Origin of the sequence: Dactylosporangium sp. CA-139114 (assembly GCF_050955725.1) — a bacterium.
Taxonomy (GTDB): domain Bacteria; phylum Actinomycetota; class Actinomycetes; order Mycobacteriales; family Micromonosporaceae; genus Dactylosporangium.
On the sequence record NZ_CP192080.1, the window covers coordinates 7,141,485 to 7,157,942 of the forward strand.

Consider the following 16,458-nt stretch of genomic DNA (forward strand, 5'->3'; position numbering starts at 1 on the left):
TGACACGGCGTTGCCAAATGCGTCGGCCGGTTTGCCGAACGTTGCCGCACCCGGCAAACTGGACGTCGCGGAGGTGCGGACATGACCACGGTGAAGTCGAACACGGGTGTGGCACAGCTGCTGCGGGACCGTCCGCTGCGCGGCGTGATCGCCAACACCGCCATCGTCGGCACCGGCGGTGCCCTGGTCAACACGTCCAGCAGCCTGTTCCTGGCCAACGCGGTCGGCGCCACCCCGCTGATGATCGGCCTGTTCTTCACCGGCCGCGGCCTGCTGGAGATCGCGGCCGGCCTCGGGCTGGGTGCGCTGTCGGACCGGCTGCCGCAGCGCCGGCCGCTGCTCATCCTGTGCCCGTTCCTGTCGGCAGCGGGCGGCCTGGCCTACGCCGTGATCCGCGAGTACTACGTGCTGTTCGCGGCCGGCGCGGTGCTCTTCGCGCTGGGCGGCGCCGGGTTCGCGCAGATCTTCGCCTACAACCGTGACTTCGCCGAGTCCCGTGCGCTCAACCCGACCCTGCTCAACGCGGTGCTGCGCTCGGTCACCACGCTGTGCTGGATCATCGGGCCGCCGATCGGGTTCCTGCTCATCGGCACCAGCGGGTTCAGCCCGCTCTACCTCGTCGCGGCGGCCCTCTACCTCACGTCCGCGGTGCTGTGCCGCTGGCTGCTGCCCGACCTGTCCAAGCCGGTGCACCACGAGCGGGCGCGGGGCAACCCGTGGGCGGGCATTCCCCTGTCGCTGTGGCTGCTGGTTCTCGCCGTCATGGTGATGCTGACCGTCAACAACATCTACCAGATCGACATCGCCCTGTTCATCACCCGCGACCTCGGGATGGACGCGGGCTTCACCGGCCTGCTGCTCGGGCTCGGCGCGGCCCTGGAGGTCGGGGTGATCCTGGTGGTGGGCCGGCACGCGGACCGCATCGGCAAGTGGCGGGTGGTGCTGGCCGCGGTCCTGTGCGCCGCGGTGTTCTTCGCCCTGCTGCCGCTGGCGCACTCGAAACTCGCCCTGATCCTGCTGCAGGTGCCCAACGCGTTCTGGACGGCGATTGTGCTCGGGATCCCGGTCACCATGCTGCAGGACGAGATGCGCCATCGGGTGGGCGTGGCGTCCTCGCTGTTCACCAGCGCCTTCCAGGGCGGCATCCTGCTCGGCGGCGCCGTGACCGGCGTGGTGACCCAGTGGGCCGGTTTCACCAACGTCTTCTACGTCTGCGCGGCGCTGACGATCTTCGCGTTCCTGCTGCTGCTGGCCGCCTGGTTGCGCACCCGCCGGGCCGCGACGCAGCAGCCGGGCCCGGCGCCGGTGGCCGGCGCCGGGCTCTCCGCCGGCTGAGCCGGGCCGGCCGAGGGCAACATCGCCTTTGGCAACGTTTGGCACGGCTTGGCAACTTGTGTGACAATCGATGTCGATACGTTGTCAACGAGGGCGGGCCGGTCCGGCTGTCCGTGATTCCAGCCGAGCGAAGTTCTTGACACGGCAATCATGCTGCCCGCTCGCCGACCGGCGCGCGGCAGGGCTGGCCGTGCGCGTGGGAGGAGAACGACATCACCATGTCCACTTTGACGGTGTCATCGGCACAGCGTGCCTCCGAGGGACTCTTCGCCTCCGGCGAGGGCAACGCCGATCCGCACTGGAGGGTCACCGCGCGGCGGCTGGTCAGCTACGAGGTGCGGGTCTGCCAGGACCTGCTGGACCCCGGCAACCCCGCCCTCCTCGCCACCGGCACGCCGGACTCGACACGCCGCCGGCTCGTGGTGGTCGACCAGCGGGTCGGCATGCTCTTCGGCGACCGGCTGCGCCGCTACCTGGCCGCGTACGGCGGCGGCCACGAGATCTGCCTGATCGACGCGCACGAGCGGGTCAAGACCATGGACTCGGTGCTCAAGGTGGTCAGGGCGATGGACGAGTTCGGCGTCGGGCGGCGGCGCGAGCCGGTGATCGCCATCGGCGGCGGCGTGCTGACCGACATCGTCGGGCTGGCGACCAGCCTGTACCGCCGCTCCACGCCGTATGTGCGGGTGCCCACGACGCTGATCGGCATGGTCGACGCCGGCATCGGAGCCAAGACCGGGGTGAACTTCCACGAGTACAAGAACCGTCTCGGCTCCTATCATCCGGCCGAGGCGACCCTGGTCGACCCGGCGTTCCTGGCCACCCTGCCGGCCCGGCACATCCGCAACGGCCTCGCCGAGATCCTCAAGATCGCGCTGGTCAAAGACGCCGGCCTGCTGGACCTGCTGGCCGAGCACGGGCCGCGGCTGGTGGCCGAGCGCATGCAGCGGCGCGGCGCGGCGGACGGCGGGGCGGCGGCGCGGGCCGTGATGCACCGCGCCATCCACGGCATGCTGCAGGAACTGCAGCCCAACCTGTGGGAACACCGGCTGGAGCGGGTGGTCGACTACGGTCACTCGTTCTCGCCGACCATCGAGATGGCGGCGCTGCCCGAGCTGCTGCACGGCGAGGCGGTCTGCGTCGACATGGCGCTGACCACCGTGATCGCCCGCAACCGCGGCCTGCTCACCGGGGACGAGGCGGCTCGGGCCCGGTCCGTCATGGACACCCTCGGCCTGCCCTGCTGGCACCGGGTCTGCGCGCCCGAGCTGCTGGTGGCCGCCCTGGCCGACACCGTGCGCCACCGCGACGGCCGGCAGCTCATGCCGCTCCCCGCCGGCATCGGCGACGCCTGCTTCGTCAACGACGTCACCCCGGCCGAGATCGAGCGGGCCGTGGCCGAGGTCGCCGAGCCGGCCCGGATGGAGGCGTGATGGACGACGTGCGCGCGGTCCTGCTGGCCGGCGGCGAGGGCCGCCGGATGGGCCGGCTGGGCCAGGGCCGGCTCAAGCCGCTGGTGCCGTTCGGCGGCACCGCCCGGCTGATCGACTTCAGCCTGCTCAACGCCCGCTCGTCCGGCCTGCGGGAGGTGCTGATCCTCTCGCAGCACGAGGAGCGCCGGCTGATGGACGACCTGCACACCGTGTGGAACACGCGACCCGGCTTCCGGGCGCACTTCGGCCCGTACGACGCCGCCTACCGTGCGGCGCCGCCTGGGCAGCTGCCGGCCGAGCTTCCCGAGCGAACCTGGCCGGCCGAGCGCGGCACCGCGGATGCCCTGATCAGCAAGGCGAAGTACGTGTTCGACGGGGCCCGGGACGTGCTGGTGCAGCACGCCGACCACGTGTACCGCTTCGACTACCGCGACATGCTGCGCGAGCACCGGCGGTCCGGGGCGGCGCTGACCATCGCGTACCAGCGGATCGAGATGCGCTACGTGCACCTGTTCGGCATGGTCGCATTCGACGCCGCGGGCAACCTCACCGAGTTCGTGGAGAAGCCGGCCGAGCCGACCAGCGACCTGGTGTTCGCGGCCTTCTGTCTCTTCGACGCGGGTGTACTGCACCGCTGGCTGGAGCGCCTCGAAGGCTCGCACTGGCAACACGACATCAGCCGCGACGTGATCCCGGCGATGCTGGCCGCGGGCGAGCGGATCCGCGGTCACCTCGTGCCGGGATACTGGGAGGACATCGGCACCGTGGATCGCTACCACCGCGCCCACGGACTGCTGCTGGCCGACCCGCCGTCCCTCGCCCTGGACGCGCTGCCCCGGACCGTGCGGCCCGGGCTCGCCCGCCGGCGGGTGGCCGACGAGGACGGCGTGCGGGACAGCATCGTGCCGGCCGACCTGGTCAACGAGGGCCGGATCGAGCGCTGCGTGGTCTACCCGGGCGTGCGGGTGGGCGCCGACGCCCGGGTGAGCGACACCGTCCTGCTGCCGGGCGCGCGGGTGCCGGCCGGCGCCGACATCGACGGCGCCATCGTGCTCGAGGACGGCTTCGTCCAGCCCGCCGCCGCACTGCAGGGGGCCGGGCGATGACCTTCGACGTCGTCGCCGACCTCGGCGGCACCTCCCTGCGCATCGCCCGGATGGAGCGCGGCGCTGCCGCGGTCACCGACGCGCGCCGCATGCCCACCGACGGGCTCGGCCGCCACCCGCACGCCGACGCCGGCGAGCTGCAGCGGCGGGTGGTCGCCCAGCTGATCGGCGAGCTGGGCGCCTACCTCGGCTCCCCGGCCGGGGCCGGCGCCGACGCGGTCGGCCTGTCGTTCGCCGGGCCGATGTCCGCCGACGGCCTGGCCCTGGCCGCACCCACCGTCTGGGGCGCCGGCGGGGCCCCGCTCGCCGTCGGCCCGGTCCTCGAGGCGGCGCTCGGCCTGCCGGTCCTGGTGGCCAACGACATCACCGCCGCCGCCTGGCGCTACGCCGATGCCGAGCCGGAGCCGTTCTGCCTGTTCACGATCAGCTCCGGCATCGGCTGCAAGGTGTTGCGCCACGGCGAGGTGCTGGTCGACGCGGGCGGCTACGGCGGCGAGCTCGGCCACTGGCGGGTCGACCCGGCCGCGACCGCGCCACGGTGCGACTGCGGCGGGCGCGGTCATCTGGGCGGCATCGCCTCCGGCCGCGGCGTGCTCGCCGCCGCCCGGCGGGCCGCGGCCGAGCGCCCCGGCGACTTCGCCGGCTCCGCGCTGTGGGCCGGCGCCGGTGGGCGGCCCGAGCAGATCGCCAACGAGGATCTCGCGGCCGCCATCCGGGCCGGTGACCCGTTCGCCACGGGCGTGCTCGAGGCGGCGCTGCGCCCGCTCGCGGCCGCGGTCGGGGCGGTGTTCGCCGCGATCGGCGTCCGGCGGTACCTCTTCATCGGCGGCTTCGCCGTTGCCGTCGGCCCGCGGTTCATCGAGGTGCTCGGCGACCAGCTGGTCCGGGCCGGCTGCTTCGGGCTCACCGCGGCGCAGATCCGCGCGATGCTGGCGCTGGGCGCCGCCGACGACGACCACAGCCTGATCGGCATGGGCCGGCTGCTCGCGCACCGGCTGCCGGCCCGCACCGCGGGGGTGGCCGGATGAGGACCCTGATCGTCGGCAGCGGATTCGTCGGGCGGGCCCTGGCCGCGCGGCTCATCGACGACGGCGGCGAGGCCGTGCTCGCCGCCCGCCGCCCGCCGGCCGCGCCCGGCGCCGTGCCGATCCCCTGGATGCCGCTGGACGTGACCGACGCCGAGGCGTGCCGCCGTGCCCCCGACCGGGCCGGCGCCGACGCCATGGTGCTGGTGCACGGCCCCTCCGACGTCACCTGGTGCACCGCCAACCCGCGTGCGGCGCTGGACGGGCACGCCGGCGCGGCCGAGCGGCTGGCCGACGCGGCGGACGGACGGCGGCTCGTGCTGATCTCCACCGACAACGTCTTCGACGGCGAGATCGAGCTGCCCTCCGAGGCCACCCCACCGGCCCCGGCCAACGCCTACGGCCGGGCCAAGCTCGCCGCCGAACGGGCCCTGGCCGGCCGGCCCGGCGCCACGGTCCTGCGGGTCAGCCTGGTCTACGGCTGGGAGCCCGAGGACGGCGGCAAGTGGCTCAACTTCTTCGCCGCCTGCGCGCACCGGTTGCGCCGCGGCGAGCCGGTGACGGCGCCGTACGACCAGTGGACCACGCCGGTGCTCGTCGACGACGTCGCCGCGGTGACCGCCGCGGTGCTCGGCGCGGCCGACCTGCCGTTGCTGCACCTGGGCGGCCCGGACCGGCTGTCCCGGGCCGACTGGGCCCGCGCGATCGCGGCCCGGCTGGGCGTGCCGGACGAACTGGTGACCGGCGTGGCCCGGGCCGGCGGGCGCTACGCCGACCGGCCCCGCAACAGCTGCCTGACCAGCGTCCTGCGCCACCGGCACCCGGCCACCGCGGGGATCGCGGTGCGCGGCGTGGCGGCCGGCGCCCGGGACCTGCTGGCGCCGGCCCGGGCCGGCGTATGACGCCCGAGCCGGCGGTGCGGCAGCTCGGCAGCCACACCGTCTACCGCAACGCCTGGATGAGCGTCCGGGAGGACGCCGTGCGCCGCACCGACGGCAGCACCGGCATCTACGGCGTCGTCGACAAGCCCGACTTCGCGATCGTCATCGCGGTCCAGGACGGCGGGTTCCACCTCGTCGAGCAGTACCGCTACCCGGTCGGCGACCGGTTCTGGGAGTTCCCGCAGGGCTCCTGGGCCGGGCCGGCGCCGGCGGGGCAGGTCGCCGACGCCGACGCCGACGCGCTGCGCCTGGCCGCCGCGGAGCTGCGCGAGGAGACCGGGCTGTGGGCCGGCCGGCTGCGCCGCCTCGGCCGCATCCACACCGCGTACGGCTACTCCTCCCAGGGCTGTCACGTGTTCCTGGCCGAGGACCTCACCGCCGGCCCGGCCGAGCGCGAGGCCACCGAGCTGGACATGCGCCAGCGGCTGGTGAGCCGGGCCGAGCTCGATGCGCTGGTGCGCGCGGGCCGGCTGACCGACGCGGCGTCGCTCGCCGCGCTCGCCCTCTACGACCTGCACACCGCCCAGGAGAGGAGCCTCCGTTGACCGGCACCGCACCATCGCTGAGCACCCGGGCCGTGACCGGCATCCCCGGCGCGCAGCGGGTCGACCACATCGCCCTGACCGTGCCGGACCTCGACGCCGCCGTCGCCTTCGCCGTGGGGACACTGGGCGGGCGGGTGGCCTACCGGCTGCCGCCGCTGACCCGCGACGACGACTGGATGCGCGACAAGCTCGACGTGCACCCGCGCGCGTCGGCGGAGATCGCCCTGGTGCGGCTGGGCCCGCGGACCAACCTCGAGCTGTTCGAATACCGCGCGCCCGACCACGACCCGGTCCCGCCCCCGCCGTCGCGGCCCGGCTGCCAGATCCTCGGGCTGGCCGTCGACGACGTCGAGGCGGCGGCGGCCGCGCTGGTGGCCGGGGGCGCGCGCCCGGCCGGGCCGGTGCTCACCGCGCCGCCCTGCGCCCCGCAGGCCGGCACGCGCTCGATGCGCCTCATCGCGCCCTGGGGCCTGCCGATCGACCTGCGCACCACGCCAGGCTCGCTGCCGTACGAGCGGGAGACGGCCGCGCGGCGGTGCGAGCCGGAGCCGTACTGGACCAACCGCGACGACGGCCGGCCCGAGCCGTCGCCGGTGCCGGGGCTGCGCTGCGTCGACCACGTCGGGTACACGGTGGCCGACCTCGACGCGGCAATCGCCGTCTGGACCGGGGTGCTCGGCGCCGAGCTGCTCTACCGCACCGGCGGGGCGGTCGAGCACGCCGCGCTGCGCCTGGGCCCGACCGACAACCTCGAGCTGACCTCGCCCCCGGGCGCGGCCGGGTCCCCGCCCCGCAACAGCGACGTGGGCGGGCGGCACCTCGCGATCCACGTCGAGGACGTGGACGCCGCGGCCGCGTATCTGGCCGCCCAGCCCGGCTTCACCGTGCTCGGCGAACCGCAGACCATCCCGGACGGCCCGATCGCCGGGGACCGCTGGGTCTATGTGCGCTCGCCGCTGGGCCTGCACATCGAGCTGGTCCGGATGCCCGACGGTGCCCTGCCCTACGAGCGGGAGTCGGCCGGCCGCCGACGCGCCGCCGGCGACCTGCGGTGGACCGACCGATGACCGCCACCGACACCACCTCGACCGCTGACTGGAAGGGAGCCCCTCACATGTCGCTCATCCATCCATCGGACCCGCAGACCCTCGCCGGCGCCGTCGTGGACAGCCTGGTGCTGGCGGCCGACCCGCAGAGCCCGGAGGCGAGCATCTTCTACTGGGACCGCGGCGGGCCGTACCTGCACGCGGTCGCCGACGCGGCCCGGCAGTACCGGGACCCGGCCGTGGCCGCGCTGGCCGAGCGGCTGATGGCCGACCCCCGCGACCCGGCCGCCTACCTGGCGCTGCGGGCCGCGCTGGCGGACATCGTCGCGGCCGACCCGGCCGCGGCGGCCGAGCCGCTGTTCGTGCGGGCCTGGGACGCCGAGTCCAACTGCCGGCTCGGCATCCACCTGGGCTCGCGCTACCGCACGGACCCGGGCGTCGGCCCGGTCGGCCCCGACGCACTGCGCCGCCTGCCGGCCGGTCCGGCGCGGCCGGCCGCCGGCGACTGCGAGGTCCTGGTCGTGGTGCCGTTCCGCGACCGCACGGCGTCGCGCAACCGGCTGCGCAACCTGCTGGCCTGCCTGACCGCGCTGCGGGACCAGTCCGCGCCGCGCGGCTCCTACCGGGTCGCGGTGGTGGAGACCGACGAGGTGCCCCGGTGGCAGGAGGTCATCGAGCCGTACGCCGAGCACTACCTCTTCGCCGAGAAGGGCGGCCTGTTCAACAAGGCGTGGGCGGTGAACGCCGCCGTCGTCAACTGCCCCGGCAACGCCGAGGTCGTCTGCGTCCTCGACGCCGACGTCCTGGTCGACCGGGACTTCATCGCCCGCAACGCCGCCCGGTTCCGCCGGGCCGGCACGATGGGCCACCTCAGCTACCGGGACATGTGGTGCCTCGACGAGCCGTCGACGGCCTACGCGATCGACGCCCGGCTGCGCCGCGGCGAGGGCGCGGTCGACCCGGCCCACCTGCGGGCCTTCGTGCTGCGCCGGCCGCCGGGCTGCTGCGTCTGGGTGCGCACCAGCGCGTACCACCGCATCGGCGGGATGGACGAGCGCTTCGAGGGCTGGGGCGGCGAGGACAACGACTTCGCCTACCGGATGGACATCAACTCGGCGTTCGACCACTACGACGACCCGCTGCTGCACATGTACCACCCGTCGTCGTCCGCGCTGCGCGAGGACGGCGAGCTCATCAACGCACACATCCCGGCGCTGAGCTGGCGGCCCGACGGACCGATCGGCGATCTGCAGCGCTTCGTCCGCCGCAGCGGTGACCCGGCGCGCGTGTGACAACCGTACGAGCAGAGAGGACACCGAGATGCACGACGCGGTACCCGTGTTCGACCTGGCCGAGTGGGAGTCGGCCGACGACCGCCGGCGCGGCGAGCTCGCCGCGGAGCTCGACGCGGCGTTGCGGCTCACCGGGATCCTGTTGCTGCGCAACCACGGCGTCCCGGCCGAGCTGACCGACCGGATGCGCCGCCAGGGCCACGCCCTGCTGCAGCTGCCGGACGAGCTGAAGCGGCAGTACGAGGTGCAGCGGCCGTACGACAACGGCTGGCGCGGCCTCGGCGCGCTGCAGGCGAGCGCGGTCGACGGCCTGACCATGTCGCCCGACCTGCACGAGGCGTTCCACATGGGCCCCGACCACCGCACCGGTGACGCGGCCTTCGACCACGCCTACTACCCGGACAACAAGTGGCCGCGGGAGATGCCGGAGTTCGAGGCGACCGCGCGGGAGTACACCGGGCACATGACCCGGGTGGCGCTGGCCATGCAGGAGGTGTTCGCCACCGCCCTCGGCCTGCCGGCGACCTTCTTCTCGCAGCGCTCGCAGCGGGCCACCTGGACCCAGAACATCAACTGGTACCCCTCGCTGCACCACGTCGGCGCGGTGAAGAAGGGCCAGATGCGGGTCGGCCCGCACTCCGACTTCGGCACGCTCAGCCTGCTCGACCGGCAGCCCGGCCGCGGCGGCCTGCAGGTGTGGAACGAGCGCGACGGCTGGTTCACCCCGCCGTACGTCGAGGGGACCCTGGCGGTGATCCTCGGCGACCTGATGCACCGGTGGACCGACGGGCGCTGGCAGGCCCTGCGCCACCGCGTGCTCGCCCCGCCGGAGAGCGCGCCGGACGAGGAGCTCGTGTCGCTGGTGTACTTCTTCGAGGCCGACCCCGACGCCCGGATCGAACCGTTGCCGGCGCCGGCGGGCGGCGGGGCCGGCATGGAGCCGGTCATCGCCGGGGAGAACATCCTGGAGAAGGTCGGCGTCACGCTGACGCCGACGTTCTCCTGACCGCCGCGGCTCGGACGGGGTCGCCACCATCGGCGGCCCCGTCCTCACGCGTCGCCCGGTCCCAGACCGAGCGGCCGTCGCGGCCGGTGACCAGCACCGCCACCGGCCCGCCGGGTTCGGGCAGGTCGGCGGCGTACCGCGAGCCGGCGCCCCCGCGCAGCGCCACCACCACGACCCCGCCGTCCGCGGTCGGCCTGACCGCCTCGACGGTGCCCACCGGCGGGCCGGACCAGCTCACGCGGGCTCCGTCCGCGGCCAGCACCGCCTCGCCGATCGGCGCGGGCGCAGGGCCGACGACCGGCGGGCGGTCCAGCGGGGTGGCCCCGGCCGGCGGCCGCCCCTGCCGGCAGGCGGCGAAGACGGCCAGGAAGCGCTCGGCCACCCGGCCCCAGGTGAACTGCCGGGCCGTGGCCACCGCACGCTCGCGCAGGGCCGCCACCAGCGGGTCGTCGTCGGCGACCAGGCCGACCAGTCGCCGCAGCCCGTCGTGGACCGCCGCGGCCAGCAGCCGGTCGTCCACCCGGAACGAGCGCGGCAGGGCCAGCCCGGTGGCGCCCGGGTCGGCGAGGTCGAAGGCGTGGCCGAAGTGCCGGGTGCCGCGCTGGGCGGTGGCCAGCGGTATCGCGCCGGCCGCCATCGCCTCGCCCTGGGCCATCAGGAACGTGTCCATCTCGAACTTCGCCGGGAACACGCAGATGTCGGCGGCGGCGGCCCAGTCCATCAGCTCGGCCGACGTCATGGGGGCGTCGCTGGCGCGGACCAGGTCGGGGTGGTCACGGGTGAGCGCCGCGAGGTCCTCGTCGGCGATCGGCCCGGGAGCGAGCAGGTGCACCAGGACGTTGGCCCGGACCCCGCCGTCGAGCAGCAGGCGCAGGCCGCGCAGCAGCTCCCGGATGCCCTTGTGCTCGATCTGGTAGCGGCCGTTGTGGTACACGGTGGGCAGCCGAGGGTCGAGGCCGAGCCCGGCCAGCGTCGCCTCCCGCCGCTGCGGGCTGCGCTCGACGGTGTGCCACTCGTCGCCGATCGCGCAGCCGCCGACCACCAGCCGATCCCGGTGCGCGAGCAGCTCGCGGCGCACGGCCAGCTCGCGGAACAGCTGCTCGAACGGCGTGCCGCCCTGGGTGACGGCGTGCTCGAGCTGGCCCTCGGAAAGGAAGTCCAGCGCCGCGGCCGTGCGCACCACCAGCGCCAGCACGCTGATGTAGTCACCGCCCGGGCCGTCGCTGTAGAGCAGGGTCCGCGGCAGGTAGCCGCGCATGGCCCGGTGCAGGTCGCCGTCCAGCGGCGGATCGGCCAGTCCGTCGGCCGCGGCCGGGTCGGCGCCGAGGTGCTCCAGCAGGGCGCGGGTCTGTGGGCGGTACACCTGCGCATTGACGGGCAGGTTGGTCTGCACCGTCGAGACCACGGTGAAGCCGCGGGCGGACAGGGCGGCCGGGAGCAGGTGGTGGTAGACGGGTTCATGCAGGTGTACCACCGCATCGGGCTCGACCCGGTCGGCCAGGTACCGGGCGGCCAGCACCTGGAAGGCGAGCGGCTTGAGGTAGGCCAGGTCCACGCCCTCCAGCCGGCGGGGCGGGTAGAAGGCGTCGGGAAACTCGCTGAGCAGGCCGCCGTCGAGCAGCACGAGCTCGATACCGTCGATGCGCAGGCCCCACGCCCGCGCACGCACGGTGAGCGTGACCTCGGCCGGGTGCGACGGCCACACCGCGGGGTCCAGCCGCACCGGGATGTGCTCGAGGCGCTCCCAGCCCAGATCGGTGACCTCGTACCGCTCGCGCAGCCGGGGCAGCAGGCCGTGGGACGCGGTCACCGCCGTCACCCGGTGGCCGCGGTCGCGGAACTGGCGCACCAGGTTCCAGAGGTAGACGGAGGTGCCCGCCTTCACGAGATGGTCGTCGTATCCGCTGCACTCGAAGTGGCACTCGACGATGTGCACGCCTGTTCTTCCTCCGCTCAGGACTCGTCGGCCAGGTGCGCCGGCACCGGATCGCTGGATTGCGTGCGGGCGGCCGGCTCCGGCTTCGGCCGCAGCGCCCCGGCGGCGGCCGACATGACCAGGGCGAGCACCACGGGGATGCCCAGCGCGACCGGCAGGCCCACGACGGTGCTGGCCGCGCCGATCAGGATCGGCCCGAGCACGAAGCCCAGGTAGGCGATGGTCACCACCAGGGACAGCGCCCGCCCGGCCCGGGCCGGGTCCCGGTTGCCGGCCGCCGAGTAGATCTGCGGCGCCGCGCAGGCCATGCCGCCGCCGAGGAACGCGAAGCCGATGACCCCGGCGACCGGTTCGGCGACGAGCAGGGCCGTGCCCAGCCCGGCGGCGGCCAGCACGCCGCTGATCCGCATCAGCAGCACCGGGCCGAGCCGCCGGGTGAGCCAGTCGCCGCACAGCCGCGCGACCGTCATCGCGATGGAGAAGGCGGCGAAGGCGTACGTCGCGAAGCCGGCGCTGCTGTGCAGGTTGTCCCGGACGTACACGGCGCTCCAGTCGGCCGCCGCGCCCTCGCCGACCAGCGCGAACATGGCCAGCACGCCGAGGAACACGAGGGCGAGCGAGCGCACCGGGCGCCGGTCCGCGCCGGGCGTCGCCGCGGGCGCCTCGGCCGGCGCCGCGGCGGCGGCCGGCAGCCGCCACCAGGTCACCCACAGCGCCAGCACGACGACCGCGGCGCCGACCCCGGTGAAGGTCGGGCCGGGTCCGAGGTCGGCCCGGGCGAACAGGCCGCCGGCGACCGCGCCGAGGAACCCGCCGATGCTGTACACCGCGTGGAACGACGACATGATCGGCGCGCCCCAGGCCCGCTGCACCTCGGTGGCGTTGGCGTTCATCGCGATGTTCAGCGTGCCGTGGACGGTGCCGAACACGAACAGCACGAGACAGAGCGTCACCAGGTTCGGCGCGAACGCCGCCGGGATCAGCAGGACGCCCTCGCCGAGCGCGGTCGGCACCATGACCCGGTCGCTGCCGAACCGGTCGGAGAGCCGGCCCAGCACGGACATCCCGACGATGCAGCCGGCCGCGAAGGCGAGCAGCGCGAAGCTGAGCCGCCCGTCGCTGAGGCCGAGCCGCTCCTTGACCGCCGGGATCCGCGACGTCCACGCGCCCAGCGCCGTGCCGAACAGCAGAAACGCGAGCGAGGTGGCGATCCGGGCCCGGAGCAGGCGCGCCCGGTCAACTGGCCTGACATCCACTGTGTACCCCCAAGCGTCAACGACCGTCACAAGCGACGCTGTCACAGTGTCCCACGGAGGTGGCGCCCGCGCCGCGCTCGGCTTGCCAGAATTTGGCAATGTTGGCAACATTGGCGGCATGAGGAGTGTCACGGTGAGTGTGGTGATCCCGTACAAGCAGCGCCTGGAGAACCTGCGCTCGGTGTTCGCGTCGCTGGCCGAGCAGACGATGGACCGCTCGGAGTTCGAGGTGGTCGTCGGGGCGCTGGAGTACTGCCCCGGGTATCTCGCGCTGTGCCGGGAGTACGCGGACCGCCTCACGATCGTGTCCGTCCTGGCCGACCGGGAGTGGAACACCGGCCACGCCCGCAACATCGCCCTGCGCCAGGCGTCCGGCGAGATCCTGGTGCTGCTCGACGCCGACGTCGCGCTGCCCCCGAACGCCCTGCGCGGCCTGCGCACCCGGTACTTCGCCGACGGGCGTGAGATCTGTGTGCTGGGTCAGCTCATCGGCTACGACGTGAAGGTCGACCGCAGCGCGGTGGCCGCCGCGTCCTTCGATCGGCACCGGGCCGCCCTCGCCGAGCTCGACGCCGCCCGCGGGCTGCGCCAGGACGAGCGGTGGCTGTTCGAGCCGGTGCGGCTGCCGTGGACGATGGTGTGGACCGGTTTCGTCGCGGTGAGCGGCGCCCCGCTCCGCCGCCACGAGCTGTGGTTCGACGAGGGCTTCCAGGGCTGGGGCGGCGAGGACCAGGAGTGGGGCTACCGGCTCGGCGCGGCGGGGGTCCCGATCGTGCTGGGCGAGGACGTCTACGGCCTGCACCTGCCGCACGTGCGCGATGTCGCGTCCAACGCCGTGACGTTCGACGCGAACAAGTGGTACTTCCTGTCGAAGTGGCCGCGGCTCGACGTCGAGCTGTTCCGCTCGGCCGACTCGTGGGAGGCCAACCGCGCCTATCCGCAGTTCCGCCGGGAGGTCGAGGCCGTCCTCGACCGGCCGGACCGCACGCTCGGCGTCGTGCGGGGCGCCAAGGACGGCGAGGACCTGATGGTCGTCGGGGTGCAGCTCGACGATCAGCTGCGGGTCTGCGACCCCGAGCTCGACGGCCTGGCCGCGGGCGGCTACCCGCAGCAGACGGTGCCCGTCGTGGGCATCGCGCTGCCGTTCCCCGACGGCAGCGTGGCGCGCTGCCGGCTGACGCCGCGCGTGCTGCGGCTGGGCGAGCGCTACCGGGAGATGGTGCTGCGGGAGGCGAGGCGGGTCGGCCGCGAGGTGCTGCTGCCGGCCTGAGGACCTACGGGGTCAGCAATTGTCATGTCCGGACACGACAACACGGTGAGGGGCCGACCAATGCCGTCTGACTCGATCGGTGTGGTGACGCTGACGCGGCACCGGCACGACCTGCTCCGCCGGGCCATGGCCTCGGTGTACGCCCAGGATTACCCGGGCACGATCGAACACGTCGTCGTCATCGACGACGACCCGAGCTCCGTGCCGGTCGTGCGCGACGCGCCGGTCCGCCCGGGCCTGCGCACGGTCGCGCACCTCGTCGAGCGGTCACCGCGCGAGCGGGACGAGCCGCCGCACGACCGCCGGCTGGTGTACCCGCGCATCGCGCGCCTGTTCAACACCGGCGTGCGCGTCTCGTCGGCCGACTGGATCGCGTTTCTCGACGACGACAACGAGTTCGAGCCGGACCACCTGACCAGCCTGCGCGAGTGCGCCGAGCGGACCGGGGCCGCGGCGGTGCACTCCGGCCGGGCCATGTTCCACGCCGACGGCTCGCCGTACCTGGACGAGCTGTGGCACACGGCCTTCAACGACGAGGAGGGGCGGCGGCTGTACGAGCTGATGTGCGAGCGCGGTGTGCGGGTGCGCGGCACGAACATCGTGCTGGACCGCGCGGACCCGGTCGCGCCCGGACACTACCGGCCCAGCACCGTCATGGGGCCCGACGACCCGGTGATGACCGTGGACCAGAGCGTCTGGCTGCTGCGGCGCGAGCAGCTCCTGCGCCTGCCGATCCCGGAGCGGTTCACCGACGAGGACTACGACAACAACGTCGCTCCCGACGACAAGCTGCTGCACGAGCTGGTGAACAACGGCGTGGCGATCGTGAACACCGGCCGGCCGTCCGTGCGGTACTACCTCGGCGGCGTCTCCAACCGGCACCAGGCCGAGTTCGTGGCCGGACGCCCGGTCCGCGAGCCGGTCTGAGCGCATCGGCCAGGGCGGGGGCGGCCGGCATCGGCCGCCCCCGCCCGTGCGGTGCTCACAGCGCGCGGAGCAGGTGGATCTCCACGCTGCCGGGGTCCAGCGATGGCGGCATGCTGAAGTCCGCCCGCCGCTCGTCGAAGATCCGGATCGTGGCGTCGATGTCGTCGGACTCGATGGTGTACAGCGCCGCGAAGCGGGCCGGGCCGTCGGTGGCGTACCGGCCGGCGGCGACGAAGCCGGGCAGGGCGAGCACCTCGGCGACGTGGACCTCGTCGTACCAGCGGTGGTAGTCGGCCTCGAGCCCCGGCACGGGTCCGGTGTAGATCAGCAGCTGGTGCACGGCCATGGGACGATCAGGCTCCTTCGGGTCGTCACCGCGCGGGCCGCCCCGGACAACCGGGACGGCCCGCGCGGCGGTGCTCGACCGCGGCGTGCTCACATGCCGCCGCTGTACGCGTCGGTGTTGCCGCTGACCGCGGCGCTCGGGCGGCCGTCGACGCCGACCGGCACCGGGCCGACGAGCGTCAGACGCTCCGCCCGGCGGTGCGCGGTGCCGTAGTCGTAGACGGCGTAGTGCTGGGTGGCCCGGTTGTCCCAGATGGCCATGTCGCCGACGCGCCACTGCCACCGGACGGTCTGCTCGGGCTTCGTGACGTACTCCTGTATCGCCTGCATCAGGTTGCGCGAGACCGCCGGGCTGTAGCCCACGACGCTGCGGGCGAAGCCGCCCAGCAGAATGGCGCGCTCGCCGGTCTCGGGGTGGACCCTGACGGCGGGGTGCTCGGTCTCGATGATGTCGGCGATGTAGTCACGCCGGTGCGACACCGTGTCGTCGGTGAAGTCCGAGTCGTTGCTGTGCAGGACCCGCAGCTGGTCGGCCAGGGCCCGCAGGTCCGCCGGCATGCTCTGGTAGGCGGTGACGGTGTTGGCCCAGATGGTGTCGCCGCCGACCGGGGGGATGACCTTCGCGTGCAGGAACGCCGCCGCCGGCGGCCGCTCGATGAACGTCAGGTCGGTGTGCCAGTGGTTGGCCCGGGTGCCGTGCGCGGAGTCCATCGCCCGCAGGAACGGCTTGTCGTCGGCGTTGTCGTAGATCGGATGGCCGAGGGTCAGCTCGCCGAACTGCTGCACGAACCGCACCTGCGAGTCGTAGTCGAGCTCCTGGTCCCGCAGGAACACCACCTTGTGGTCCAGCAGTGCCCGGCGGACGGTGGCGATGTCCGCCTCGCTCAGCGGTCTGGAGGCGTCGACGCCGTCGATCCGCGCGCCGATGTTGCCGGCCAGCCGGGTGACGGTGACGGTGCCGGCCGGGGCGAGAGTCTGTGTCATGAACCTGCGCC

15 protein-coding genes are annotated in these 16,458 nt (G+C 74.1%); 11 read left to right on the forward strand and 4 right to left on the reverse strand.

The window, feature by feature from the left end; all coding sequences use genetic code 11:
- Positions 1-81 precede the first annotated feature (81 nt).
- The 9 genes from ACQP2P_RS31930 (at position 82) to ACQP2P_RS31970 (ending at position 9,729) form a co-directional block, all read left to right on the forward strand.
- Positions 82-1,335 carry a sugar efflux transporter gene (locus ACQP2P_RS31930; RefSeq protein ID WP_433607123.1) on the forward strand — a complete coding sequence of 418 codons (1,254 nt, stop codon included), beginning with the start codon at positions 82-84 and terminating at the stop codon, positions 1,333-1,335.
- Between the two features lie 233 nt (positions 1,336-1,568).
- Positions 1,569-2,768, forward strand: a complete 1,200-nt coding sequence (locus ACQP2P_RS31935) for a sedoheptulose 7-phosphate cyclase (RefSeq protein ID WP_433607125.1) — start codon at positions 1,569-1,571, stop codon at positions 2,766-2,768.
- A complete protein-coding gene (locus ACQP2P_RS31940) occupies positions 2,768-3,874 on the forward strand; it encodes a sugar phosphate nucleotidyltransferase (RefSeq protein WP_433607127.1) in 1,107 nt (368 codons plus the stop codon). The genes ACQP2P_RS31935 and ACQP2P_RS31940 overlap by 1 nt, the downstream gene beginning before the upstream one ends.
- Complete coding sequence (locus ACQP2P_RS31945) at positions 3,871-4,902, forward strand: ROK family protein (protein WP_433607129.1); 1,032 nt, start codon at positions 3,871-3,873, stop codon at positions 4,900-4,902. The genes ACQP2P_RS31940 and ACQP2P_RS31945 overlap by 4 nt, the downstream gene beginning before the upstream one ends.
- Entirely contained in the window at positions 4,899-5,801 is a 903-nt protein-coding gene (locus ACQP2P_RS31950; protein WP_433607131.1) for an SDR family oxidoreductase, read from the forward strand. Before ACQP2P_RS31945 ends, ACQP2P_RS31950 begins: the two co-directional genes overlap by 4 nt.
- A complete protein-coding gene (locus tag ACQP2P_RS31955; protein WP_433607133.1) occupies positions 5,798-6,385 on the forward strand; it encodes an NUDIX domain-containing protein in 588 nt (195 codons plus the stop codon). Before ACQP2P_RS31950 ends, ACQP2P_RS31955 begins: the two co-directional genes overlap by 4 nt.
- Entirely contained in the window at positions 6,382-7,452 is a 1,071-nt protein-coding gene (locus ACQP2P_RS31960; RefSeq protein ID WP_433607135.1) for a VOC family protein, read from the forward strand. Before ACQP2P_RS31955 ends, ACQP2P_RS31960 begins: the two co-directional genes overlap by 4 nt.
- Positions 7,453-7,499: 47 nt before the next feature.
- A complete protein-coding gene (locus ACQP2P_RS31965; protein ID WP_433607137.1) occupies positions 7,500-8,723 on the forward strand; it encodes a glycosyltransferase family 2 protein in 1,224 nt (407 codons plus the stop codon).
- 28 nt (positions 8,724-8,751) lie between these two features.
- Entirely contained in the window at positions 8,752-9,729 is a 978-nt protein-coding gene (locus tag ACQP2P_RS31970; RefSeq protein WP_433607139.1) for an isopenicillin N synthase family dioxygenase, read from the forward strand.
- On the opposite strand, the gene ACQP2P_RS31975 is transcribed toward ACQP2P_RS31970, so the two are convergent.
- Positions 9,704-11,665 carry a glycosyltransferase gene (locus ACQP2P_RS31975; protein ID WP_433607140.1) on the reverse strand — a complete coding sequence of 654 codons (1,962 nt, stop codon included), beginning with the start codon at positions 11,663-11,665 and terminating at the stop codon, positions 9,704-9,706. The two genes, ACQP2P_RS31970 and ACQP2P_RS31975, sit on opposite strands and share 26 nt — an antisense overlap.
- A gap of 17 nt (positions 11,666-11,682) precedes the next feature.
- The gene (locus ACQP2P_RS31980) at positions 11,683-13,041 is read right to left on the reverse strand and encodes an MFS transporter (protein WP_433619343.1); all 1,359 of its coding nucleotides are present in this window, start codon (positions 13,039-13,041) and stop codon (positions 11,683-11,685) included.
- Between the two features lie 13 nt (positions 13,042-13,054).
- On the opposite strand from ACQP2P_RS31980, the gene ACQP2P_RS31985 reads away from it, so the two are divergent.
- The gene (locus tag ACQP2P_RS31985) at positions 13,055-14,191 is read left to right on the forward strand and encodes a glycosyltransferase family 2 protein (RefSeq protein ID WP_433607142.1); all 1,137 of its coding nucleotides are present in this window, start codon (positions 13,055-13,057) and stop codon (positions 14,189-14,191) included.
- A gap of 60 nt (positions 14,192-14,251) precedes the next feature.
- Positions 14,252-15,118 (forward strand): glycosyltransferase family 2 protein, encoded by an 867-nt coding sequence (locus ACQP2P_RS31990; protein ID WP_433607144.1) that lies wholly within the window; start codon positions 14,252-14,254, stop codon positions 15,116-15,118.
- Between the two features lie 55 nt (positions 15,119-15,173).
- Here ACQP2P_RS31990 and ACQP2P_RS31995 read toward each other — a convergent pair whose 3' ends face one another.
- Together ACQP2P_RS31995 and ACQP2P_RS32000 are read right to left on the reverse strand one after the other, a co-directional pair.
- Positions 15,174-15,464, reverse strand: coding sequence for a hypothetical protein (locus ACQP2P_RS31995; protein ID WP_433607146.1), 291 nt, complete (start codon positions 15,462-15,464; stop codon positions 15,174-15,176).
- Positions 15,465-15,553: 89 nt separating this feature from the next.
- A complete protein-coding gene (locus ACQP2P_RS32000; RefSeq protein ID WP_433607148.1) occupies positions 15,554-16,447 on the reverse strand; it encodes a TauD/TfdA dioxygenase family protein in 894 nt (297 codons plus the stop codon).
- Positions 16,448-16,458: the final 11 nt, after the last annotated feature.